This window comes from Pseudomonadota bacterium (assembly GCA_039193195.1).
Lineage (GTDB): Bacteria > Pseudomonadota > Gammaproteobacteria > Steroidobacterales > JBCBZW01 > JBCBZW01.
On sequence record JBCCWS010000004.1, the window covers coordinates 251277 to 276936 of the forward strand.

Annotated in this window: 16 protein-coding genes; 10 read left to right on the forward strand and 6 right to left on the reverse strand. The window is 64.3% G+C overall.

The genetic code is table 11. The features are described from left to right. Positions 1–6: 6 nt before the first annotated feature. The 3 genes from AAGA68_06645 to AAGA68_06655 form a co-directional block, all read right to left on the reverse strand. Entirely contained in the window at positions 7–1185 is a 1179-nt protein-coding gene (locus AAGA68_06645; GenBank protein ID MEM9384720.1) for a malate--CoA ligase subunit beta, read from the reverse strand. Between the two features lie 24 nt (positions 1186–1209). Next, a complete protein-coding gene (locus tag AAGA68_06650) occupies positions 1210–2169 on the reverse strand; it encodes a CoA ester lyase (GenBank protein ID MEM9384721.1) in 960 nt (319 codons plus the stop codon). 452 nt (positions 2170–2621) lie between these two features. After that, a complete protein-coding gene (locus tag AAGA68_06655) occupies positions 2622–5027 on the reverse strand; it encodes a TonB-dependent receptor (GenBank protein MEM9384722.1) in 2406 nt (801 codons plus the stop codon). A gap of 199 nt (positions 5028–5226) precedes the next feature. Here AAGA68_06655 and AAGA68_06660 point away from each other — a divergent pair, with 199 nt between their 5' ends. Next, a complete protein-coding gene (locus tag AAGA68_06660) occupies positions 5227–7254 on the forward strand; it encodes a chorismate mutase (protein ID MEM9384723.1) in 2028 nt (675 codons plus the stop codon). Between the two features lie 274 nt (positions 7255–7528). Here AAGA68_06660 and AAGA68_06665 read toward each other — a convergent pair whose 3' ends face one another. Continuing rightward, the gene (locus AAGA68_06665; GenBank protein ID MEM9384724.1) at positions 7529–8959 is read right to left on the reverse strand and encodes an FAD-dependent oxidoreductase; all 1431 of its coding nucleotides are present in this window, start codon (positions 8957–8959) and stop codon (positions 7529–7531) included. A 13-nt stretch (positions 8960–8972) separates the two neighbouring features. Next, entirely contained in the window at positions 8973–13460 is a 4488-nt protein-coding gene (gltB, locus tag AAGA68_06670; GenBank protein ID MEM9384725.1) for a glutamate synthase large subunit, read from the reverse strand. A 276-nt stretch (positions 13461–13736) separates the two neighbouring features. Between gltB and AAGA68_06675 the strand changes: the two genes are divergently transcribed. The 9 genes from AAGA68_06675 (at position 13737) to AAGA68_06715 (ending at position 25349) form a co-directional block, all read left to right on the forward strand. After that, on the forward strand, positions 13737–14516 hold the full coding sequence (locus AAGA68_06675; GenBank protein MEM9384726.1) for an SDR family NAD(P)-dependent oxidoreductase: 780 nt from the start codon (positions 13737–13739) through the stop codon (positions 14514–14516). Next, complete coding sequence (locus AAGA68_06680) at positions 14513–15010, forward strand: thioesterase family protein (protein MEM9384727.1); 498 nt, start codon at positions 14513–14515, stop codon at positions 15008–15010. The genes AAGA68_06675 and AAGA68_06680 overlap by 4 nt, the downstream gene beginning before the upstream one ends. A 45-nt stretch (positions 15011–15055) precedes the next feature. Next, complete coding sequence (locus AAGA68_06685; GenBank protein ID MEM9384728.1) at positions 15056–16885, forward strand: hypothetical protein; 1830 nt, start codon at positions 15056–15058, stop codon at positions 16883–16885. 35 nt (positions 16886–16920) lie between these two features. Next, positions 16921–18561: a response regulator gene (locus AAGA68_06690; protein ID MEM9384729.1), complete on the forward strand. Its 1641-nt coding sequence runs from the start codon at positions 16921–16923 to the stop codon at positions 18559–18561. A gap of 38 nt (positions 18562–18599) precedes the next feature. Then, positions 18600–19961 (forward strand): energy transducer TonB, encoded by a 1362-nt coding sequence (locus AAGA68_06695; protein MEM9384730.1) that lies wholly within the window; start codon positions 18600–18602, stop codon positions 19959–19961. Positions 19962–20094: 133 nt separating this feature from the next. After that, positions 20095–21381, forward strand: a complete 1287-nt coding sequence (locus AAGA68_06700) for an acetyl-CoA C-acetyltransferase (protein MEM9384731.1) — start codon at positions 20095–20097, stop codon at positions 21379–21381. A 47-nt stretch (positions 21382–21428) separates the two neighbouring features. Beyond that, positions 21429–23528 carry a 3-hydroxyacyl-CoA dehydrogenase NAD-binding domain-containing protein gene (locus AAGA68_06705; protein ID MEM9384732.1) on the forward strand — a complete coding sequence of 700 codons (2100 nt, stop codon included), beginning with the start codon at positions 21429–21431 and terminating at the stop codon, positions 23526–23528. Next, entirely contained in the window at positions 23525–23941 is a 417-nt protein-coding gene (locus tag AAGA68_06710; protein ID MEM9384733.1) for an acyl-CoA thioesterase, read from the forward strand. Before AAGA68_06705 ends, AAGA68_06710 begins: the two co-directional genes overlap by 4 nt. 313 nt (positions 23942–24254) lie before the next feature. Then, the gene (locus AAGA68_06715) at positions 24255–25349 is read left to right on the forward strand and encodes a cyclic nucleotide-binding domain-containing protein (protein MEM9384734.1); all 1095 of its coding nucleotides are present in this window, start codon (positions 24255–24257) and stop codon (positions 25347–25349) included. Between the two features lie 180 nt (positions 25350–25529). Here the strand turns inward: AAGA68_06715 and AAGA68_06720 are convergent. Beyond that, on the reverse strand, positions 25530–25660 hold a 131-nt coding region (locus AAGA68_06720; protein MEM9384735.1), incomplete at its 5' end, for a pilus assembly protein PilZ.

Genomic DNA, 25660 nt, shown 5'->3' on the forward strand with positions numbered 1-25660 from the left:
GTTTGCTCAGCTCCGTCCGGTGGTCGCTTTCCACTCTGCCACCGCCACTTCGGCAGCCTCGCGCAGGGTGTCCGCTTGGATGATCGGCAAGTCCGACTCATTCAGGATCCTGCGCCCCTCCTCCACGTTAGTGCCCGACAAGCGCACTACGAGTGGCATCTGGGGGTTCTCCTGGCGGACGGCTTGGACCACGCCTTCGGCGACCCAATCACAGCGGTTGATGCCAGCGAAGATGTTCACCAGGATGGTCTGTACCTTGTCGTCAGACATCACCAAACGAAACGCTTTGGCGACGCGCTCCGGCGAAGCGCCGCCGCCGATGTCGAGGAAGTTGGCAGGCTCTCCACCGGCATGCTTGATCATGTCCATGGAGGCCATGGCGAGACCGGCGCCGTTGATTATGCAACCGATGTTGCCGTCAAGGCCGACGTAGCTGAGGCCGCGGTCTGCGGCACGCATTTCGCGTGGGTCCTCCTGGGTCTTGTCGCGCAGCTCAGCAATGCGCGGATGCCGGAAAGTGGCGTTGTCGTCGAAGGACATCTTGCAGTCTAGGGCGAGAACACGGCCGTCGGCGGTCACGACCAGGGGGTTGATCTCCGCCATGTTGGCATCCCACTCGGTGAAGGCCTTGTAGACTCCCATGATCAAGTTCACCGCTTGATTCACTTCCTTGCCGGACAGTCCCAACGCGAAGGCGATCTCGCGGGCCTGGAACGCCTGCATGCCGACGGCGGGTTCGATTGCAGCGCGGATGAGCGTGTCCGGCTTACTCTGCGCGATATCCTCGATCTCCATGCCGCCCTCGGCCGAAGCGACGATCATGATCCGCTCACTCTCGCGATCCATTACGAAGCCTAGGTAGAACTCGCGTTCGATATCGCAGCCGGCCTCTACGTAGATTCGGTGAATCAGCTTGCCTTCGGGTCCGGTTTGATGCGTAACCAGGCGCCGCCCCAGCAGTGCTTCGGCGGCCTCCCACACCTCATCCGGCGATCGGCAGATCTTGACCCCGCCAGCCTTTCCGCGCCCGCCCGCGTGCACCTGCGCCTTGACGGCGAACACCTCGCCGCCCATCTCCTGGGCGCGATAGACGGCCTGCTCCGGGCTGTAAGCCAGCGCGCCGGGCAACACGCCTACGCCGTAATCGCGAAGTAATTCCTTCGCCTGGTACTCGTGAATGTCCACTTGTGCTTCCCCTTGAAACTCGGCTTAGGCCTTAGCGCGCATCAACTGCGCCTGCTCTAGCACGTTGCGCGCCATCCGCTCAGACGCCGCATCGATCATCTTGCCGTCTAGGGACGCCGCGCCCTTACCCTGCGCAGCCGCCTCCTCCAGCGCCTTTACGATTCGATCGGCGCGGTCGATCTCGGCCTCCGGTGGCGACATGACCTCGTTGGCCAGTTCGATCTGCGAGGGGTGAATCGCCCACTTGCCCTCGTAGCCCAAGGCGGCGGCGCGGCGCGCGGCGGCGCGGTAGGCGTCGGGATCGCTGAAGTCACCGAAGGGCCCGTCGATGGCACGCAAGCCATAGGCCCGGCATGCGGTGGCCATGTTCACCAACGCGCCATGCCACTGATCGGCGAGCGCCCCTTCGCACTGGTAGTCGGGGTTCAAGCCACCGATCACCGTGGTGCGGGCACGCATACTCGCGGCGTAGTCGGCGACGCCAAAGTGCAGCGCCTCGAGCCTTGCACTCGATTGCGCAATCGCCATTACGTTAGCCCCGCCAAGCGCCGTTTCGATAAGGCATTCGAGGCCGATACGGTGCTCGCCGAACCCCCTAGCATCGCTGATCTGGGTGACGATGCAGTCAACGGTGTAAACGTCTGCTGGTACCCCAACTTTCGGGATGAGGATGGTGTCAAGCTTGGATCCGGCCTGCTCCACGATGTCCACCACGTCGCGGTACATGTAGTGGGTGTCGAGGCCGTTGATGCGCACAGAGATCGTCTTGCCTTTCTCGCGCCAGGGGATCTCGTTGAGGGCTTCGATGATATTGCGACGCGCCCGTTCCTTATCCCCCGGGGCCACCGCGTCTTCGCAATCCAAGAACACGTAGTCGGCGGCACTGTCGGCAGCCTTCTCGATCATCTTCGGGTTCGAGCCGGGTACGGCCAATTCACTGCGGTGCAGCCGCGCCGGCGCCGGCGAGTACTGGGTGAAGCTCATTGATTCTCCTGTGCGCGTGAAGGGTGCATTCTCGGCGCCACCGCGCGGGTCGAACCCCTTTCGCGATCGCGTCGCTGCATTTTCAGTTCTTGTCTTACGCTGGGTTTGCGCTCACCCGAGTCGATCGCGGTTGGGCTCTGGCGGCCCAAGACGTGGCGGCGCTGATCATCTCTTCCCCGGTCGCACGCCGCCTACCGATCACTTGTGGGCGACGGGCATCGGATGCGCGTTGCCACACGACTTGCGTTAGACGTCTCCCAAGTTTGCCGGAACGAAGATATAAGGCGAAATAAGGAATACTTACATTCCGGCAAGTATCCCTTGGGTTAGGGCCTCACCCTGGGTACAACCCTTCGAAATGTACACGAGAACGCGGAGAGCGAGCGGAGAGGCGCGGCAACTCCTTCCCAGATAGGGAAAAAGTTGCCGCCCTATGGTGAGAAAGTAACCGGCTAGAAGCGCAAACGGAGGGTCGCGCCCACCATGCGCGGCTCCCCGAGGAACGCACCGAAGGTCTGGGTGGAACCAGGACCGCTGCCCGAGCCCTGCAACGGTTGGTCGAAGGCAATCTGAATAAAGTCCTCATCCAGCAAGTTGCGCGCCCAGACCTCGACGGTCCATCGCTCGCTATCGCTACCGAGGCCGACGCGCATGTTCAGTACCGTAAAGGCATCCTGAATCTTCTCCACGTCGAGGTCGGAGCCCGTGTTCATCTCGGAGGTAAACCGCGAATCGAGGTGTAGGAACCCTAGCAGGCCGTTGCCGAGGGGCTGCTCGTAGGTCGCCGCCAGGGACGCGCTCCAACGCGGCGCGTTGGTAAGGGTCTGGCCCGCCAGGGGCGAGAGCACGCCCGTGGCTGGATCGATGATGTCATCCCCGTACCGCGCGTTGGCAAAGGCCACGCCACCACGGATGATCAGCGGATCGAAAGGCAGCGCCGTAAAGTCCAGCTCAAAACCTTCGGTGGTCACCTCCGCGAGGTTGCTCACCACGAAGTTGATCCCCGTGAATGTGTTCAGCTGGAAGTCTTCGAACTCGCTACTGAAGGCCGCCAGGTTCAGCTGCATCGCCCCGCCCGCAAGACGCGACTTAATACCGATCTCGTAGGAGTCAACGGTCTCTGCCTCGAACTCGAGATCTGCACCGGAAGGCGCCAACCCAAGCAGCGGATTGCCGAGCCCAGCGCGGTCGAGGTTGAAGCCACCCGCCTTGTAACCCACGCCGTAGGAGGCGTAGCCTGAAACGCTATCGCTGAACTCAACGTTCAGGTTAACCGTTCCCGTGAACTCCTTGTCCGTACGATCGGAGGCGTACTCGCCGTCGGTCAACGGGTTGAAGAACGGCAGGCAAACAAGGCCGATAGCGTCGGGCGGCCCCACGCCCAAGCCAACGGACGCCAAGCAGGCTGGGTTGTCCGACAGCAGGCTAGCCTCGAGATCCTTGTCCTCCTCCGTGTAACGAACGCCGAAACCGAGCGACACGCGATCGCTAAAGCGCAGGGTATTGTGCGTGAACAGCGCCCAGCTGACGGCTTCCTGGTGGAAGGAATCGCGCACCACGCCTTGCCCCTCGCTATAGATCGTGCCGGGCGCTAGGCCGGTGATTGCGGGCAAAGTGCCCGGCACACCGCCGCCCAACAGCAGATCCAGGAACGGTTCGTAGACCGCGCCAGTGCGGATCGCATCATCCAGCGAGAGTTCCTCATCCGAGTAGAATCCCCCGACCATCCAGTCGATACGATCGCTGGTGCCTGCCAGACGAAGCTCTTGGGTGAAGGTGTCGAAGCCCTGCACATTGCCGTCGATGTCTCGGAAGAGGACATCGGCGCTCGTATAGTCGAGGTCCTGCGAGCGATTGGCGTTCCACTCGCGATACGACGTGATGGACGTGAAGGTGCCGAAAGAGGCGTCCGCATCGATCTGCAGGGACACGCCGTAATCCTCCACGTCTTGCTGGTAGCCACGTTCCACGTTCACCGTGGCGTCACGTTCGAAGGGATCCGGCGGCACCACCACATCACCGCCAAGGGCACTAATAAAGCCAGTCGTGGGGCCGGCCACAATGGTAGTCGCCGCACAGCAAGTCTCATTGCGATCCGCGTAGTCCGCGATGATGCGCATAGAGACGGCCTCGCTCGGATCCGCGCGCAGCTGTGCGCGGAACAAGACGCGATCGCGGTCGTTGAAGGACTGACCAGTCGCGCGGTCCTCCAGGAAGCCGTCGCGCTCATTGAAGGCACCATCGATGCGAAAAGCGATCCGATCATCGACCAAGGGACCGCTCCACCCAGCGTTCAGGCGCAGCTCGTTGAAGCTACCGAAGGAGCCGCTCAGGTGCGCCTCTGGCTCGTAGGACGGCCCCTTGGTGATGATGTTGATCAGCCCGGCAGACGCGTTCTTACCGAACAACGTACCCTGAGGCCCGCGCAGCACTTCGATGCGCTCGATTCCCCCGAGGTCGGTCAGCGCATTGTTGTTACGGTTTCGGTAAACGCCATCGATGAACACCGCAACAGAGGACTCGAGGCCTGGATTGTCGCCCGTGGTGCCTATGCCTCGGATGCGCGCGACCGTGCCGGCCGCCTCCGACGCCGAGCTCGACAGGACCAGACTCGGCGCGAGCGCGGTGAGCTGGCGGATATCGACGATGCCCGCCTTCTCCAGCGTGCCTGCGTCGATCGCGTTGACAGCAATCGGCACGTCTTGCAAAGACTCTTCGCGCTTTTGCGCCGTAACCACCACCTCTTCCAATTGGGCCTCAACCCCCCCACTCACCAATGCGAGCGCAAGCCCGGCCGGCCAAAGCGTGCGGCTCGCGGCGGCGACTCGATGGCCTTCTCCCTTACCAAGTTCCGTCATTGCTCCCCCTCTTGCTCCCCAAGCGGCAACGATTTCAAACGCGGGCAATGTAGCCCACCGAGTTCAATGGCAGCAATCTTGCGTGGCCACCGTTGAGGCTCGGGCGCACAGACACGGGCGCCTGCGTGCCTGATAATGCGGGGCCGGCGACGCCACCGGGCGATCGCCAAGTTCGACCAGCAACTCAAGGACACCGGCAATGGCCGATAAACCACCCGGCGACGGCGACGGCACCGCCCCCGTGGTATCGGGCAGCGCGCTGGACGCGCTGCGGGATGAGATCACTACGCTCGACAGCTCGCTCATCGAGCTGCTGGCGCGGCGACGAGAACTCGCCGTGCGCGTCGCGCAGACCAAGGCCAGCTCGGGGCGCGCAGTCCGCGACCAAGAGCGCGAGGAGGATTTGCTAGTCGGATTGATCGAACGCGGCAGGTTTCACGGCCTCGACGCCCCTTACGTCACTCGCGTGTTCCATCTCATCATCGATGACTCCGTTCGGCTGCAGCAGGCCCGATTGGTGGAAAGTAACGACCCCGCCGTGGACGCGCCGAGCATACGGGTCGCCTTTCAGGGCGACACGGGTTCCTACAGCCAAGTCGCCGTACAGCAGCACTTCGCAAGCCGTGCAGACCGACTGCTGTTTTTGGGCTTCGACGCCTTCTCCCAAGCGGTGGAAGCGGTCGAGTCGGGATCGGCCGACTACGCGATGCTGCCGATCGAGAACACCACCTCCGGCGGCATCAACGAGGTGTACGACCTGCTCATGCACACCCCCTTGTCGGTCATCGGCGAAGAAACCCTGCAGATCGATCACTGCCTGTTGGCGGCACCGGGCGCCACCATCGAGTCGCTCGATCGCATCTACGCCCACCCGCAAGGCTTCGCTCAGTGCAGCAAATTCGTGTCTAGCCTGCGCCACTGCCGCCAAGAATCCTTGGAAACGGCGGAGGCAGTACGCCGCGCGGCACAGGAAACGGATCACCGCGCAGGCGCCATCGCGAGCCGCCAGGCTGGCGAGCGCTACGGCCTCGTGCCACTTGCAACTAACATCGCCAACCAGCGAGAGAACGTGACTCGCTTCCTGTGCGTCGCCCGCCAGGCGCGATCTGTACCACTGCCCATCGCCTGTAAGACGTCTCTCGTGATGGCCACGGCGGATACGGCTGGATCGCTCGTCGAAGCGCTCTCCTTGTTTCGCGACGCGGGCCTGAGCATGTGCAAGCTGGAATCGCGCCCGATCATGGGCAACCCGTGGGAGGAGATGTTCTACGTGGACGTTGAGGCCAACGTCGACGCACCGGCCATGCGCGAGACCCTGCAACGCCTAGCCCGGGTGACTCGGTACCTGAAGGTTCTAGGCTGCTACGCCTCGCACCAGATTCGCGCGACAGCTATTGCCCCCGAACGGTGGGTTGGCGGTGCAGAGGCGCCCGTAGCGGTAACCGAAGTCGCTTCGGCGGCACCCGAGAGCCAAGGTGCCATCGTACCGGTGCGGATCGGCGCGCTGACGGTAGATGACGAGCGTTTCGCCATCATGGCCAGCCCCGCGCACACCAACTCCAAGAGCGCGGCGGCGACCGAGGCCGAACACGCGGCCCAAGCCGGCGCCAGTGCGCTCGTAAGCGGACTGCAGGACAACGCGCTCACCGTGGATGCCCAACGGTGGCGACGTCAGCTGCAATGGCTGGCGGAGGCGGCCCGGGCCACGCGCCTACCGTTGATCGCCACGGTGATGCGGGTGGAGCACGTTGCCGAAGCGGCCGCTGCCGCCGATGCGCTGAGGCTGGACGGTCGGCATATGGAGCATCTCGATCTACTGCGGGCGGTCGGGCGAACTGCGCGCCCTGTCGTGCTCACGCGTGGGCGCGGAAGCAGTATCCGAGAGCTGCTGCGGGCATTGAACATTCTGCGCACAGAAGGCAATCGCCAGGTCATGCTCTGCGAAGCGGGCATCGGCGCCATCGACGATGCGACGCAGACCACCTTGGACCTCGGCGCAGTGGCGCGCCTACGCCATGAGACCAACTGCCCCATGCTGATCGACCCAGGCTCCGCCCTGGGCACCACGGCTTCCCTGGCGATGCCTTTGCTAGCGGCGGGAAAGGCCGTAGGCGCCAATGGGTGTTTGATCGCACTCGGGGCCGGCGATGCCACGAACGAGAGCGAAACGCCGACCCTGTCCAGCGAACACTTCGCTAAGGTAGTCGCCCAAGTACTACAACGCTGAGGCCGGGCCTAGTGGGCCGCTTGGTCAATTAGGTAACGCTCAGTCTGCGTAGGGGCAGCGTCAGCAAGGCGCGTCGCGCAGCCAATGGCATCGCCATTGGCAGGCGATGCAACGCCGTGGACGCCGCCCCTGGGCAGACTCGAAGGGCGAGTAGCACGGGCGCCATCGCAGCGTTGGTCAAATGCAGCCATAGCTCGGCTGTGGCTGCATTCGACCGCCTTGCCCTGGCGCCCATGCTAATCGCTGAGCGTCCCCTTATTTACCAAGCGGCCCACTAGGCCTGCTGCTGCCGGGGCACACCCATGTAGTGAAGCATGCCCCGCGCCGCTTCCCGGCCCTCGAACACAGCGGTGACGACCAGGTCGGCACCGCGCACCATGTCGCCGCCCCCAAACACCTTCTCGTTGGTCGTTTGGTAGGGACGCTCCGCATCCTGCGTAACGCGCAGCTTTCCGCCGGACGCCAGCTCGATACCGTGTTCAGCGAGCCACGCGGGCGGACTCGGGCGGAAGCCAAAGGCGATGACTACCGCGTCGGCTTCGATCACATGCTCCGTGCCCTCAACCACGTCCGTGCTCCTCCTGCCACCACGCCCGCGCGCCGGTCCCACGCGGGTCTCCATCAGGCGAACCCCCTCCACCCGCTCTTCGCCGACGATCGCCACTGGCTGGCGGTTGTAGAGAAACTCGACGCCCTCCTCGACGCTATTGCGTAGCTCGCGGCGAGAGCCCGGTAGATTCGCTTCATCGCGACGATAGGTGCAGGTTACGCTGCGTGCGCCCTGGCGTAGGGCAGTGCGGTTGCAGTCCATGGCCGTGTCGCCGCCGCCGAGCACCACGACGCGCTTGTCTTTCAGGCTGATGTAGGGGTCTTCCGTGCTAACGCGGAGCAGCCGGTTCACGTTTCCGATCAGAAACGGCAGCGCCGGATACACGCCCGGAAGATGCTCTCCAGGGAACTCGCCCGTCACGGCGGTGTAGGCGCCCAGGCCGAGGAAGACGCTGTCATACTCCTCGAGCAGTTGTTCGAAGCCAACGTCGCGACCTACCTCGACGCCGAGGCGAAACTCCACGCCCATGTCCACCATCAAGCTATGGCGCAGCTCCACGATCTCCTTCTCCAACTTGAAGGGTGGAATACCAAAGGTAAGAAGCCCGCCGATCATGGGATAGCGGTCGTAGACCACAGCCTGCACGCCATTGCGCGCGAGGATATCCGCGGCACCTAGGCCAGCAGGCCCTGCGCCAATGACCGCCGCGCGCCTGCCAGTCGGTTTCACGTAGGACAAATCCGGACGCCAGCCGCGCTTCAGGGCCTCATCGGTGATGTAGCGCTCGATCGCACCGATGCTGACGGCGCCGTGACCGTCGTTCAAGGTACAAGCGCCCTCGCAGAGCCGATCTTGTGGACAGATGCGTCCGCACATCTCCGGCAGCGAATTGGTGCGATGGGAGAGCTCGGCGGCCTCAAAGAGATTGCCCTCCTCTATTAGGCGCAACCAGTCTGGAATGTAGTTGTGCACTGGGCACTTCCATTCACAAAAGGGAACTCCGCAGCCTAAGCAACGGGCGGCCTGCTCAGCCGCCGCGTCGGCCCCGTAGTGCCCGTAGATTTCTCCGAAGTGACGCACCCGCTCGCTGGCGGGGGCCTTCTCCGGTTCACGTCGAGGCGTGTCCAGGAAGTGCAAAGGCTTATCTTGTGCCATCTGAATAGCCTTCCTAGCTGGCGCGGCGCAAGGACTCAACGAGATTGTCGATGCTGGCGGCTTTCGGCTTAACTAGCCAAAAACGCCCCACCACGCTGCGGAAGTCATCAAGCATCTCCTGCGCCCACTTGCTGCCCGTCTCCTGGACGTGAGTGGCGAGCTGGCGCAACAGGTACTGACTGTGCGCCTCCATGCGCTCCGGCGTGAGACGGTGGATGTCGATGAGATCGTGGTTGTAGCGGTCGACGAAGTCACGGTCGAGATCCAGCACCAAGGCAAATCCGCCGGTCATACCGGCGCCGAAGTTCACACCTGTACGCCCGAGAACGGTGACCGCGCCGCCGGTCATGTACTCGCAGCAGTGGTCGCCAGCACCCTCGATCACCGCCACGGCCCCGGAGTTACGCACAGCGAAGCGCTCCCCCGCGAGACCGGCCGCGTACAGCTCACCGCCCGTGGCGCCGTAGAGGCAGGTGTTGCCCATGATGACCGTATCTCGCGCGCGGAAGCCAGAGCTACGCGGCGGGTATAGCACCAGCTTGCCACCCGCCATTCCCTTGCCGACGTAATCGTTCGCATCCCCTTCCAAATGTAGGTGAAGGCCGCCGGCGTTGAACACGCCGAAGCTCTGCCCGGCACTACCCTGTAGGCGCACCTCGAGCGGTGTTCGCGCCATGCCCTGATCGCCATGATGGCGAGCGATCTCCCCAGAGATGCGCGCTCCCACAGAGCGATCGTAGTTGTGCACCGTGTAGTGGAAGCGTCCGCCGTGACCGGCTTCGATCGCGCTGCGCATATCGCCAAGCATTTGCTGGGCAAGTTCGGCCCGGTCGAAGGGGTCGTTGGTCGGTGTGGTGCACAGGTGACCGCCGTCCTCCAACCCCTTGCCCGCGGTAATCGGTGTGAGATCCAAGCGTCGCTGGCGCTCAGTCTCCCCTTCGCGCAGGCGGATGAGATCGACCCGGCCGATGAGCTCATCCAGCGTGCGAGCGCCCAGGGAGGCCATCAGTTCGCGCACCTCTTCGGCCACGAACCGGAAATAGTTCACCACCATGTCCGGCAAGCCCGTAAAGAAGCGCTGCCGAAGCGCCTTGGTCTGGGTCGCGACCCCTACGGCACAGTTGTTGAGGTGACAGATGCGCAGGTACTTGCAACCCAACGCGATCAGGGGCGCCGTACCAAATCCAAAGCTCTCGGCACCGAGCAGGGCCGCCTTCACGACGTCGAGGCCGGTCTTCAGTCCGCCGTCCGTTTGGATCCGTGTCTTGTGCCTCAGGTTGTTGGCGCGCAGCGTCTGGTGAGTCTCTGCCAACCCCAGCTCCCATGGGCCCCCAGCGTACTTGATAGACGTCAATGGACTGGCGCCCGTGCCACCGTCGTGTCCGGCGATAGTGATGAGATCGGCGTAGGCCTTCGCCACCCCTGCTGCGATGGTACCGACACCGGGCGCAGCCACTAGCTTCACGGACACGAGCGCCGCGGGGTTCACCTGCTTGAGGTCAAAGATCAGCTGGGCGAGATCCTCGATGGAGTAGATGTCGTGGTGGGGCGGTGGCGAGATCAATCCCACACCGGGGCTCGCGTAGCGCAGGCGCGCGATCGTTTGATCGACCTTATGCCCGGGTAGTTGCCCACCCTCACCCGGCTTAGCGCCCTGGGCGATTTTGATCTGCAGAACTTCCGCGCTGACCAGATACTCGGGAGTAACGCCGAAGCGCCCCGACGCGATCTGCTTAATCTTCGATCGCTTCTCCGTGCCGTGACGAGCGGGATCTTCCCCACCCTCGCCCGAGTTACTGCGCCCACCGATACGATTCATTGCGATCGCGAGAGCCTCGTGGGCTTCGGGCGACAGCGCGCCAAGGGACATGCCGGCACATTCGAATCGCCGCGTGATGGTCTCGACGGACTCCACCTCCTCCAGCGGAACGGGCTCGCCGAGGGGCTTAAGGTCGAACAGATCACGAAGGGATGAGACGGGGCGTTCGTTAACGGCGCGGGCGAACTCATCGTAGTCCTCCCGATCTCCTGTGCGCACAGCCATCTGCAAAGACTGCACCACCTCCGTGTTGTACATGTGGTACTCGCCGCGGTGTACCCACTTGTAGATGCCACCCTGCTCCCTCGGTGCGCGCTCGTTCCAAGCGCGTTCGCTGAGGGCCAGCTGATCCGCCCTCAGGTCGTCGAAGTTGGCGCCCTGGATACGGCTGGGTGTGCCGCGGAAGCAACGCGCCACCACCTCCTCGTGAAGACCAACGATTTCGAACAGCTGAGCACCCCGGTAGCTCGCGATCGTAGAGATCCCCATCTTGGACATGATCTTCAGCAAGCCCTTGCGGATCCCGCGCCGATAGCTGCGACCGAGCTGGCGCGAGTGATAGTCCTGCTTGATCTCGTTGCTGCGACTCAGATCGTGCAAGCACTGATAGGCCATATACGGGTACACGGCGGTCGCGCCGTTACCTATGAGGCAAGCGAAGTGATGAGGATCCCGCGCCGTGCCTGTCTCGATGACCAGATTGCAGCGACAGCGCAAGCCCGTTTCGATCAGGTGCTGATGCACGGCGCCGGTCGCCAGCAGCGCGTGCAGCGGCAGCTTCTCTCGGGTCAGGTAGCGATCACTGAGCAGGAGCAGCAGACTACCCGCGCGAACCGCCTGCTCGGCCTGCTGACATAGCGCTTGGAGCGCCTCGCCCAGGCTCATGCTCAAGGCGAAGTTGAGGTCGAGGAACGCGTGGCTAACGCCGTGCTCGTCGAAGTCCAAGATCTGGCGCAACTTGCGCTGCGAAAGCACGGGCGATGAGAGCACGATCTGGTGCGCGTGATCGGGTTGCGGATCGAGCACGTTGCATTCGCGCCCGATCTGCGTCTGTAAGGACATCACCACCGACTCGCGCAACGGATCGATGGGCGGGTTGGTGACCTGCGCAAACTGCTGGCGAAAGTAATCGTAAGGCGAGCGGACTCGCCGGGAGAGCACGGCGATCGGCGTATCATCTCCCATGGCGCCCACGGCTTCCATCTCGCTCTCGGCCAGGGGTCGGATTACCGAGGTACGCTCTTCGTTGCTGACTCCGAACATCTTCTCGTAGGCGAGTAGCGTGTCCGCCGGCATCGGCTCGGCGGCGAGGCGCGAGTCCACTAGCTGCGAGTCGAGATAGCGCACGCCCTCCTTCAACCAGTGTTTGTACGGGGCGGTCTGCTTGAGGCGTTCGTCGATGTCGGCGCTATGCAGCAGCCGCGCATGTTCGAGATCTACCGCGATCATCTGGCCCGGACCAAGGCGCCCCTTGGCCACCACGGTGCCAGGTTCGTAGTCGATGACTCCGGTCTCAGAGGCGACCGTGATGATGCGATCGTCCGTAAGCCAGTAGCGTGCCGGCCTAAGGCCGTTTCGATCCAGCGTGCACGCCGCGTAACGTGAGTTGGCCATCACGATGCCCGCTGGCCCATCCCAGGGTTCGATATGCGAGGAGTAGAACTCGTAGAAGGCGCGCAGATCGGGATCCAAGCTGGCCGTCGCTTGCCAGGCGGGGGGAACGAGCAAGCGCATCGCGAGCAACAGATCTAAGCCGCCAGCGAGCAGCACCTCGAGCATGTTGTCCAACGAGGAAGAATCGGACCCTTCCATCGACACCAGCGGCGCCAGCTCAGATAGCTCCGGGAGGAGGTCCGAGGTGAAGCGGCCACGTCGTGCCTCGGCCCAGTTGCGGTTGCCGCGGATCGTGTTGATCTCACCGTTGTGCGCGAGGTATCGAAACGGTTGTGCAAGTGACCACTGTGGAAGCGTATTGGTGGAGAAGCGCTGGTGAAACACACACACCGACGTGGTCAAGCGCTCGTCTCGAAGGTCGAGGTAGAACTCAGGCAGCAGTCGCGGCAGCACCATCCCTTTGTAGACGATGGCGTCGCTCGAGAGGCTGCAAATATAGAAGTCATCCGCGCGCTTGGCCATCGCTATCTCGGCGCGCCGGCGAGCGACGAACAGGCGGCGCTCGAACTGCCCGAGGGACATGTCTGCCGGTGCGTTCACGAACGCCTGTTCGACCATGGGGAGCAGGGCCAGGGCCTGCTCGCCACAGGCCGCGAGGTCGACCGGCACCTGCCGCCAACCAACGAAGCTCAAGCCGCCGTCCTCGACAGCTTGCTCGAGGGCCTGGCGAGCTTGTTTCGCGCGCGACGGATCCGTGGGCAGGAACACGTTGCCCGCCGCGAAGCGCTTCGCGGGGGTGATGTCGGCAGCGGCGGCGACCGCGCGAAGAAACGAGTCAGGGCGTCGGATCAGGAGGCCGCAGCCGTCTCCGGAGCGACCGTCAGCGGCGACCGCACCACGGTGGGTGAGTCGGCTCAGGGCCTCGATGGCGCGCGAGACAAGGCGGTGATCCGGGCGGTCGTCGATGCTGGCGATCAACCCGAAACCGCAGCTGTCCCTTTCGAAATCAGGTTGCCACAAACCGTGCTGCGGGTGAGCCTCGGCGGCTCGCTTGCTCAGTGTCGTCATTCCACCTCCGACCGCATTCCCCAGTTTGGCCAGAGACAACAAGGGCGCCGGGAGAGAGCTCCAAGCGCCCCTGGTTTGGCCTGACATGGGTGGGAGCCCATGCCGTGCGGTGCATAGCAGCAATCCTGCTATACGCACAAAGAAGCGGTCAAGGCGGCATTCCTTTCCGGGCTAGCGTGCCCCAGACCTATCGGGTCAAGCACACTGCCCTGGCTGACCTGCGTGGCGGAATGCGAGCGCTGCGACCTCAGCAAGCCCACATCCTAAGGACCCTGAGTGCCTGACAAACTGATCGAGACGCCCGCCTGGGCCCTGGTGCAGGGAGCTTCGCGCGGGATCGGCGCTGCGCTTGTGGAGGCGCTGCTCGCCCGCGAGAGCATCCTCGGCGTCGTCGCCACTAGTCGCCAGCCGAAACGCTCGGCGGCCCTGGCGAGGCTGGCCGAGCAACACGATTCGCGTCTTCTGGCGGTCCCGCTCGATCTGGAGGCACCCGACTCGATTGCCACGGCCGCCCAGGAGGTGGCGCAACGGCTGCCTAAGGCGCAGTCACTGAGGCTGGTGATCAACGTGGCGGGTCTGCTGCACGACGCAACCCATCAGCCCGAGAAACGCCTTGAGAACCTCAGCGCCGCTGCGCTCGCCCGCGCGTTTGCAGTGAACGCGACAGGACCGATGCTAGTCGCGCAACACTTTATGTTCCTGCTGCCAACATCCGGTCGGAGCCTCTTCGCTTCCCTGAGCGCTCGCGTGGGCAGCATCTCGGACAACAGGCTCGGTGGGTGGTACGCCTACCGCGCATCTAAGGCAGCCCAGAATATGCTCACCAAAACCTTGGCGATCGAATGGGCCCGGCGCCTGCCCGATTGCGTTTGCGTGGGCCTACATCCAGGCACCGTGGCCACGGACCTATCGGCGCCCTTCCGCAGCGGTGTTCCCGAACAGCAGCTGTTCTCGCCAGAGCGCAGCGCCGCCGCATTGCTGGAGGTGTTGAGCAGCCTGGGGAAGCAAGACTCGGGGCACTGCTTCGCCTGGGACGGCCAGAGGATCGCGCCGTGACGACGCCCGAGCTGAGCGAACCTGTAGGCGAGGGCTGGGATCTGCCGCGGCCGTTTCTGATCGAGCACGCCGTGGCCAAGGAGGACATCGATGGCCTGGGCCACGCCAACAACACCAGCTACATGCGCTGGTGCGAACGGGTGAGCTGGGCGCATTCAGCGAGTTTGGGCATCACCCTCGCGACCTACCGCGCCACGCGCCGCGCGATGGTCATTCGACGGTGCGAGTACGACTACCTCGCCGCCGCCTACCCCGAGGAGCCGCTGGCGCTAGCCACCTGGGTGGTCGAATGCGACGGCATCATCCGCATCGTCCGCAGATTCCAGATTCGAAATGCGCGTGACGGGCGCACGCTGCTCAGAGCCCGCACCGAGTTTGCCTGCATCAACTTAGACACGGGACGCGCGACTCGAATGCCCCAGGCATTCGCCGACACATACTCATCCGTGCTCGCGCAAATCCCTGATCAGCATGTCCCAAACCGTCCATCGTGAGGACATATTTCTCCCCGAATGACCACTGTCGTCTAGCAACTTGCGGTGGTAATCTCGGGGGGATTCACGCTGGGACACACCGGCGAGGAGTTAACACCACCGGGGGCACACTTGCTCAAAGCGATCGGCGCATGGTTGGCAGCCGGCGTGCTGTGCGGCGCGCTGGTGTTGCTTGTTCTGGCTTCGAGGCCGACCTCGAACGCTGCCGGGGCAGACGCGGCCCAGGTGCCCGCAGTCCGACGCATCGCCGTCGAGTACGCCGACCTGCTCACCAACCTCGACCCATATCAGCTTACCGCGGACGCCTCCGCTCGCGGCGACCGTTCGCTCGCCGAACTAAATACGGCCATCGACGCGTTGGCTGACGCCAACGACCCGCAGGCGCAAGCATTGGTGCTGGCGGGGCGGGATGCGCTCACGGCAGGTGGCGCCCTGGTCGATCACCGGGCGCGTCTTTCGAATCAGGTCGCTTGGTTGCAGGGGCAGGGCCCGCAGGTGGTGCGCCAGCTGCGCGAGGGCGGTAACAGCCTGACCGCCGAACGCGCCTTCTCCCTGCTCACCCGTGCCGTCGATGCCGCGCGCCGTGGCGGGGGCACGGACCAAACGTCCCTGAGCGATGACGCGGAATTGTTGCGTGCCGATACGGTAGACCTTCCTTACCTGACGCCGCTTCTCGACGCGGTCGAGAGCGTAGCGGCGGACCGGCCCCTGGCCGACGCCTCCCTCGCCCAACTCGAAGCCTTATCGGTTCCTCGCCTCGCCCGGCAGGCAGAAGCTAGCCTCCTGCGGGGGTCTACCAACCTTGGGGCAGCACAGGGGTGGGCCGCCCTGTCCGCCTTCTCCGCCCTCTCTCTCATTGCCCTGCTCCTCGTCGGACTGCGCAAGCCGGAAGAGCCAGCGCCCGCTGTCGTCGCGGACCCTACGCAAGTCGACCCGGACCTCGAGGCCCAGACGGCCGTGCAGCTGCGCTTGGCCGAGCAGTTGTCCACCCTGGACGATGCGATCGCCGATCTTGAACTCGCACAGCGTGGCCTCGCGCAGCGTCGACACGCCGATCGACTCGAGCAGGTCGCCGCGCAGATCGATTCGAAGATGAACACCCCCCTGTGGTACTTGCGCAGCAACACGACCCTGGTCGATGAACGCCTCGACGAACTTCAAGGGTTCGTCGATCAAACCGCCCAAACGCTGGCCCTGTTCAGCGGCGAGCAAACCGATCGTCAGCGGGTCGCCGATGGCTTAACCGCCCTGCGGCGGTCTTTGCGCGAGAACAACCTCACGGACAGCGTAGTCGAGGTGCGTGGCCTGCTACAGGACAACGCCGATGGCTTGGATGACCTAACGCGTGACGTAGGCTCCATCATGTCGGGACTGCAGCACACGGATCAGTCGCCAGCGCCGGACTTGGCGGCGCTGGTGGCCCAGGTCGCCGGCCAGTGGGCTGCCGACCGAGCCGACGCGCCCGTCACGGTGGCACTCGACGGGCCGATTATTGTCGATGCCTCGCAAGAGCCACTGCAACGGGGGCTGTTGCGCGCGTTCACCGCTCTGGCGCCAAAGGACGCGAGCAGCGGTGGGCAATCGATCATGGCGAGCGCGCATCGGGACGGGCAAAGGGTGCACCTGATGTTAGCGGCGGCACAGTCGACGAGCGACTCCGGTGCGAGTGCTGGGCTCGATCTTGCGATCGCCAGTAAACTGATCGCCGGCGCGGGGGGGCAGCTACAGGGAGGCGAAGCCAGCGCGGACTCGACGATTACCATCACCCTGCCAGTGCTACTCGCCCAACAGGAGCCAGAGGCCGCGATACTCTCCTCCGCTAGCGCTAGCGCTAGCGCTAGCGACAGCGATAGCGAGCAGGCCACCGCGAGCTGAGCCATCACCATGCCGACATACGGACAGACCCCGGGATGAACCCAGAAGATCGACTCGAAGCAGCCGCTCGATTGAAGTTGCTCTTCGTCGATGCTGATCGGCGGGTGCTAAACAGCCTGCGGGCGATGTTCCGTCACGACCACGATGTCATCGGGGCAACGCACGTGCACGAGGCTCTGCAGGCGCTGGACGAGTCACCAGTCGATGTCGTGGTCGCGGACGATCGGCTCCCAGATACGAACGGCCTCGATCTCTTGCACTGGGTACGGCTGCGCGCGCCTGAGGCTGCGCGCATCCTGCTCGTGGGTGCGGGAGAGCAGCCCTACGACGCCGCGACGATTCGCCGCGCTCAACTGTTTCGTGTGCTCTCCAAGCCCTGTGCTCCGGATGTGCTACGGGCCACGATCGCCCAGGCGGGGCGAACCGCCCGGGTGGGTCGCGCGAGTGCGTTGGTACGAGCGGCCGCCAGCGCCGCACAGCCTGATAGCGCCGCCGCCAACGACCCGCTTCGAGACGACCAGGAGGGGACACGTCCGGTACTCTCGCTGCGCGATGATGACTCCGGCCTGCATCGCACCCTCGACGGCGCGGAGCACACGTTCGGCGGAACACCGCGAGTGAGCGATGCGGCAGCCACAACGGGCAATGTACCCCTCGCCAAAGCGGACACGGTCCCAGCGAACACCGAGCGGTCCGCCGCCAGCGCCGCGGACAGTGTCCCCGCGCCCTTGGCGGAGGTCGACGCGACCGCCGCACCGGGCAGCGAGAGCGAGGACACGGACGCCGCGCCTTCACCCGGCGACACGACGGACAGTCGGCCGATCAGTACACGCGTGTGGAGCGCCCACGGCATTACCGTGGAGGAGGACGCTTACGATGACCCGACGGACACGGAGCGGGTCTTCGCGAGCATGCTGCATGACAAATCGACGCGGCCACCGCGCGCCGACGAGAGCACATCACCGGCGGTCCAGGTAACTGCCCCGTCCGCCCCCGAGTCAGGCATAAACGGCGTACTTCCGGACACGCCTCTAGCGGAACCATTCGGTGGCCTGGGGCATGCTGAACACCGCGCGGCAGCCAGCGCATCGCGCGCAAGGCCTGCGGATGCAGCTGCACGGCCCCTAGTACCCACGGAAGTACTGCTTCTGTCGGACGATGCGATCACCCGCGCGGAGCTGCGCCGCAGCCTCGAGCGCGCGCACGTGGTCGTCGACGCAGCGACGCCTGACGCGGCACTTAACGCCATCTGCAGCTCCTCCTGTTCGGTGGTGTTGGTCGACGGCAGGGGACGATCGGCGCGTGCTGTGGAGCGTACGGCCCGCACCCTTTTGGGCGCTGCGCCCGAACTGAGTATCCTGGTGCTTGCCGAAGTGTCGGAGTGCGCCACCCTGTTTGAGCTTCCGGCGCGGGTACCAGGCATCATCAGCCTGCTCTACGCCTTGCCCACGTCCCAGCAACTGTTCGGCGCCCTCAGCTGGGCGCACGCCGTCGCGACCCACGACGCCGACGCGATGGACACCGCTATCGCCGCCCCTCCGGTGGTCGTAGATCCGCCGTTGGTAGACACTCGCGCCCTGCCGAGCGCGGCGGCCCACGCGCCAACCACAGGCGCCTTGTTGAGCGATCGCCTGCGGCGCGTCAGCCGCTTCCTGACCGGCGCTCAAGACGACTGAGCACTTCTTCTGACCCTACCGCCGGGGATTGAGACGACATGCCCATCCTATCCCGCCAGCCGAGCCTCCTCCTCCTTCAGGTGAGTGCCCTAGTAGGCGTCGGCACGGCGGCCGCTTGGTTCGCCGGTGGCGCCTTCGGCATGGGCTCGACGAACACAGATGCCCTCGTCAGCGTGGCAAATGCGGTCACCGTGGACGGTGCTGCCCTGCCGAGCGTTGAGGCAGGCGACGCCTTACTACCGAATGAGATTGATCGGTTACTTGATAACGCGAGCCTCGCCATGGCCGCCGAGCAGTACTTCTCGCCGCCCGAGCAAAACGCGCGGGGCTACTACGAGTCCGTACTCGAACTCGACCCAGAACATGCGCAAGCCAATCTAGGCCTTGACCGCCTCGCGGAGATCGTTCTTGAGCGAGCCACCGGCGCCCTTGCCCAAGAGCAAGTACAAACCGCCATCAATCAGCTCGCGGCTGCCAAGTCGCTGCGTCCGGGCCATCGCCTCGTGGCCTTGGTGGAGCAACAGCTGCAGACGGAGCGTTCCCGCCTGATCAACACGGCACAAGTGCTAGCCCGTTCGAGTAACTTCGACCTCGCGAGCGACATGCTCTCCCGGGCAGAGGCGATACCTAGCCGACGCCAGGACGGGTTGCAAAATGCTTGGGATGAATTGGGCAGTCTGCGTAGCGCCGCCGCCACCGCAGCGGCGGCGGAGGCCTCTGCGAACGAGGCGGCGATTCTCCAAGCCGAAGCAGCCCGCGTAGAGGCGCAGGCTCAGTCCGAGCGAGAGCGGGCCCTAGAGGTACGGTTGGGCCAGCTATTGGTCTCTGCACGCGCGGCGATCGAGGAGGACAGGCTGCTCTCCCCGGAGTGGGAGAACGCCAAGCAGCTTATCTCGGAGCTCGACTACTTGCAGGCCGACCAAGTCGCGATGGCGCGCCTGCGGGGCGCCTATCTCAACAAGTTGGTCGACGGCGTTACCCAGCGCATTGAAGGAGGCGACTTCGACTCCGCCGAGGGGTGGATTACCGAAGCCGCCATGGTCAACGAAAACGACCAGCGCTTGCCGACGCTGCGGGAACAAGTCGCCGACGCACGCCACGTGGCGGAGAGCCAACGCATTGCCAACCTGAACGAGTTTGAGTTTGCCAACTACGTTCCCCCCCGATACCCGACGGTCGCCCGCCAGCGCGGCGCAGAAGGTTGGGTGGAAGTGGAGTTTCTCGTGCAGGAGGACGGCAGCATCAGCGACATCGTGGTACTCGACTCCGCCCGTACGGCGAACTTCCGCGATGCTGCCCTGACGGCGATTCGTCAGTGGCAATTGCAACCGCGTACTTACCTCGGACGCCCCCTGTCACAGCGCGTCCGCACTCGCCTCGCCTTCCGGCTGGGTGACTAGGGTCGTCGGACCTACTGGGCGCCGCCTGCGCTACACTGCTAGCGCAGTTGCCAATCCATCGCTTGCCTCGCGTGAGCGCACGCCGCAGGACTAGCCAAGCCCCCATAGGAGGCCCCCCATCGCCAAGACTGCCTTGACCGGCCGTCCGGTTTACTTCGTCGACGGTTTGCGAACCCCCTTCCTTAAGGCGCGCGGGAAGCCGGGTGTCTTCGCCGCTTCGGATCTGGCCGTGCAGGCCGGTCGGCAGCTGCTGGCGCGCTTGCCCTTGAGGCCCGAGGACGTGGATGAACTCGTCATTGGCTGCGCAATGCCTTCGCCCGACGAGGCCAACATCGCTCGGGTCATCGCCCTGCGCCTAGGCTGCGGTGAGCATGTGCCCGCGTACACGGTCATGCGCAACTGCGCATCGGCGATGCAAGCCCTCGACAGCGCCGCCAAAGACATCGCTCTGGGGCGCTGCGAGCTCGCCCTCGCTGGTGGTACGGAAGCGATGAGCCGCGCTCCCGTCTTGTTCAACGACGATGCAGTCACTCTGCTGGCGGCCTTGAATCAGGCTCGTACGCCGCTGGCCAAGCTCACGACCCTGACCCGCCTGCGCCGAAAGCACCTCTCCCCGGTGTTGAGTCTGGTACGCGGCCTTACGGACCCGATCGTTGGACTCAACATGGGCCAGACCTGCGAGGTGATCTCACACCGCTTCGCCATCACCCGCGCGGCTATGGACGCTTATGCGGTAAACAGCCACCAACGCCTCGCGCGAGCTTACGATGAAGGGCGCATGGGGGAAGTGGCACCGCTCTTTGATACGCGCGGGCGCCTGCACGAGGAGGACGATGGCCTTCGCCGCGATTCTAGCACCGAGAAGCTCGCGCGCTTGCGCCCCTTCTTCGACCGCTCCGTCGGCTTGGTGACCGCCGGAAACAGCTCCCAGGTGACCGATGGCGCGGCGCTGCTGTTGCTGGCTTCCGCCGATGCAGTCGAGCGCTACCGCTTACCTGTGCTGGGCAAGCTCGTAGACGTTGAATGGGCTGCCCTCGACCCTGCGCAGATGGGCCTCGGGCCCGTCCACGCGGCAACGCCTATCCTCAAACGTCAGGAGCTCTCTCTGACCGATCTCGACTCGGTGGAGCTCAACGAAGCATTCGCCGGTCAGGTGCTAGCCTGCATCGCCGCCTGGGAGGACGACGCCTACTGCACCAAGCAGCTAGGCCTTGACGGGGCCTTGGGCACGCTCGCGATCCATCGCCTCAATGTGGACGGAGGGGCGATCAGCCTGGGACACCCCGTAGGGGCGAGCGGCGCGCGGATCGTCTTGCACGCCCTCGAGGTACTCAAGCGCACGGGAGGACGCCGGGCTCTGGCCACCCTTTGCATCGGCGGCGGGCAGGGCGGCGCCATGCTGGTGGAGCGACAGGCTTAGAACACGCACCTAGTTGTCATGAACCGCATAGTCCGGAACCTCACCTTATGAAGACACCCAGCAGTCAGCCCAAACTCCCGGGCGGTGCCAGCGACACCCACAGCCGGCAGGGCTCGCTCCCGCCCTGCCAACACTGGCAAGCTGACATTGATGAGCACGGCGTGTGGCGCCTAACCCTGGACCGCGCGGGAAGCAGTACCAACGTACTCTCCAGCGCCGTGTTAGGAGAGCTCGATACGCTGCTGAGCGCGCTAGTGGACCGCTCACCCAGGGCAGTGATGTTTCGCTCTGCCAAGCGCGGCTTCATCGCCGGCGCCGATATCACGGAGTTCGAGCGCCTTGCCGACGCCGATCAGGCCTACGCGCTGATTCGCCGGGGGCAGCTGATCATGGAGCAGATCGCCGAACTCCCCTGCCCCACGGTCGCTCTGATCAACGGCTTCGCCCTGGGCGGCGGGCTGGAGCTCGCCTTGGCGTGCCGCTACCGAGTAATGGTCGACGAACCGTCTGCAACCCTTGGCCTCCCCGAGGTCAAGCTGGGGATCCACCCCGGCTTTGGCGGCACCGTGCGCAGCATTCGCATGCTCGGCCCAGTACCCGCCATGAGCATGATGCTCACGGGACGTAACGTACGTGCCCGCGAGGCCAAACGGATCGGTTTAGTCGACCAGATCGTGCCGGCACGCCATCTCCAGCGCGCCGGACAGCGCTTGGCACTCTCGCCACCCCCGGTGCGCCGACGCCCCATCGTGCAAACACTTCTCGATACGCCCTTTACCCGCGGTGTGCTAGTCCGCCAGTTACGCCGCCAGGTTAGCCGGGAAGCACGCGAGGCTCACTACCCCGCCCCCTATGCGATCATCGACCTGTGGCGATGCCACGGGGACGCCAGCCACGGCACGTTCCTGGAGGCGGAGGCGCGTTCCATCGCCGCTCTCATGTGCTCGCATACCTCTCGGCACCTGGTGCGTGTGTTCGGCCTACAAGATCGACTCAAGGCGCTGGCCCCGCGCATGGCACCCGCGCGCCACGTCCACGTGATCGGCGCGGGGCTAATGGGAGGTGACATCGCGGCGTGGTGTGCCATGAAGGGGCTACGGGTAACGCTCCAAGACCGGGAGGCGAAGGACCTCGTGCCCGCAATCGAGCGCGCCGGTCGCCTGTTCAAGCGCCGCCTGCGTGAACCGAAAGCGATCACCGCTGCCTACGACCGCTTGCTCCCCGATCCAGACGGCAACGGCATCGCCAATGCCGACGTCATCATCGAAGCAATCTACGAGAACCTGGAGGCCAAGCGCACCCTGTTCGCCAAGGTGGAAGCGACAGCGCGGCCAGATGCGGTGCTTGCAAGCAACACTTCCAGCATCCGTCTCGAGCGCATTCGCGAGATCTTGCAGGCGCCGCAACGACTGATCGGCCTACACTTCTTCAATCCAGTTGCCAAACTGCCGCTGGTGGAGGTGATCGCTGCCCCCGAAGCCGACAGGGCCGCGCTGGATCGCGGGTGCGCCTTGGTAAAGCAGATCGGTAAACTGCCGTTACCCTGCGCCAGCGCACCCGGCTTCGTCGTCAATAGGGTGCTCATGCCCTACTTAATGGAGGCGTTCGCCGCCATCGAAGAGGGCATTGAGCTCTCGTCTATCGACCGCGCGGCTAGGGACTTCGGCATGCCGGTTGGCCCGGTGGAACTTGCCGATACGATCGGCCTGGACGTCTGTCTACTCGTCTCCGGCGTGTTCGCTGAGGAGTTCGACCTCGACGTACCTGAGAGGCTGAAGCGCATGGTGGCCGAGGGCAAGCTGGGGCGAAAGGCAGGCGAAGGTTTCTATCAATGGCGCCGAGGCAAGCCCCTCATCGGCCCTGACCCGGAGGACGGAAAGGGACGTGAGCTGGCCCAGCGCCTGATCTTGCCCATGCTCAACGAATCCATTCGTTGCCTGCGAGAAGGTGTCATCGAAGATCCCGAGCTGCTAGATGCAGGCATCATCTTCGGCACCGGATTCGCGCCCTTCACGGGTGGCCCCATCCACTACGCCCAGCGCCGCGGTGTCGACACAATCGTCGCCGAACTTGCTGCACTCACTGAGCGCCACGGTGCGCGATTCACTCCGGATTCGGGGTGGGACACCCTGCGCGCCACGCCATGAGCGATATGTACGCTCCCGAGCACGGCGCCCCAAAGGGCGTCGCGACCGCCCGCACCATGGCCATGCCGCGCGATGCGAATTGGCTCGGCGACATCTTCGGCGGCTGGCTCATGTCACACGCGGATCTGGCCGGCGCGATCCTCGCCTATCAGCGCGCCGGGGGAAAAGTCGTTACTGTCTCTGTGAACGAGTTTCGCTTCCTCCAGCCCGTGTACGTAGGTGACGTCGTCTCCTGCTATGCCCACGTGGCGGAAGTGGGCACCAGTTCCTTGCGGGTTGCCATCGATATCCGCGTAGATCGACCCGGGCGCCATGAGGCGTTGCCGCTTCAGGTCGCGACGGCGTGCATCACCTACGTTCACGTGGGCGAGGATCGCCGGCCGCGCCCTGTTGCGACCGACCGATCGACGTAAACGATCATGAAATGTGAACGATGTACCGGGTAATGCACCTACCCACTGCTAACCTGCGCAGTAGAACATAGAGCGGGTAGGCCGCTGGCCGAGATCCGCGTGCGGGGGAAGCGCTTCCGATGGCGCTCTTCTTGCCAAGAGCGGAATTTGCGCTAGCGGCGGCGAGCCAACCTAGCGCCCTTCTCATTAAGGCGAGGGCCATGGAAATCAAAGGGTTCAGTGCACGAGGGCATCAATCGCGCGTGCCAGGGCGCCAACCGCTCGCTGGAGCGACGGCCTTTTGGTGCGTGGTGGGTAGTGTAGGATGAGTGCAATGGCAAGTGCTGTAACCCGCTCCGACTCGCAGATAGGCTCCGCCCTGAGCGGCGGCGTCACCGTGTCCGCGGTGCGCCGCCTGTCCCCGTTCGAAGGCCTGCGCAACGACAATCTCAAAGCCGTTATGGAGCGCGCCCGGAGCATCGACCTCAAAAGCGGCGATTGGGCGTTTCGTTCGGGCGACAACGACAAGTATTCGTACTTCCTAATGAATGGCTCCGTCGGGCTCTACACCGACGAAGGCCGCCGCGTACGCACGGTGGAGGAAGGCAGCCCCGAGGCCAAGGCAGAGCTCGCGCCGATGAAGCCACGGCGCCTGGGCTTGCGTGCTGAGAAGACCACGCAGCTTCTCGTGGTCGAGAGCGAGTTCCTCGAGATCATGCTGACCTGGGACAAGACCGGATCCTACGAAGTCAGCGACCTGAACAGCGAGGAAGGTGCCGGCGATGATTGGATGAGCGCCCTCCTTCACTCGGCGCTGTTCCAACGAATTCCCCCGGGCAATATTCAGGCGCTGTTCTTGAAGCTCGAGCGGCGACCCACCTCCGCGGGTGAAACCCTCGTGCGTCAGGGTGATCCCGGTGACTATTTCTACTTCGTCACCGAAGGCTCCGCCTCCGTAACCCGCACCTCTCCGCACAGCAGCACAGGCGGTTTCGTGCTGGCAACGCTCAATCCCGGAGATACCTTCGGTGAGGAGGCACTCCTCTCGGGCCGCGAGCGCACTGCGTCGGTCACGATGAACACAGACGGCGCCGTGATGCGCTTGTCCAATGAAGACTTCTTCGAGCTGCTCTGCGAGCCGATGCTCAAGTTCGTCGACTACGAGCAGGCTCAGGGTATGGTGCTGACAAAAGAGGCACGCTGGCTGGACGTACGCCTGCCGACCGAGGTGCCGGAGAACGGCACCCTTGAAGATGCGATCCCGATCCCGCTGTTCATGATCCGCATGAAGTCGCGATCGCTAGACCCGGCGGAGAAGCTGATCGCCGTGTGCGATGACGGAGGGCGCTCGACGGCGGCAGCGTATCTACTCGCGGAGCGGGGATTTGATGTCTACGTGGTGAAGGACGGTATCGCCGGACATCGCTAGGTGTCGGCACCTAGTGTCCTGAGTTGGAAGTTCTTTGATGAATTCGCACGCGAGTTTTGTCCCTGAGCGCGGCGCGACGACGAGCGTGGCAGGTCCAACGGGAGGAGGAGCAACGTGTTCAGGGGCGAAAAGGTGCCGCGAAGTCATCACCGAACTTCTAACTCAGGACACTAGGACACGCTACATCGTGTGCGTCGGACGGTCGTTGGTGAGCTTGCCAGCTAGGTAGTTCTCAATCTTCTCCTGGGTCGCGCCGCGGTCCTGCTCACTAAACTGCACGCCTATGCCTGCCGTGCGCTTTCCTTGAGCAC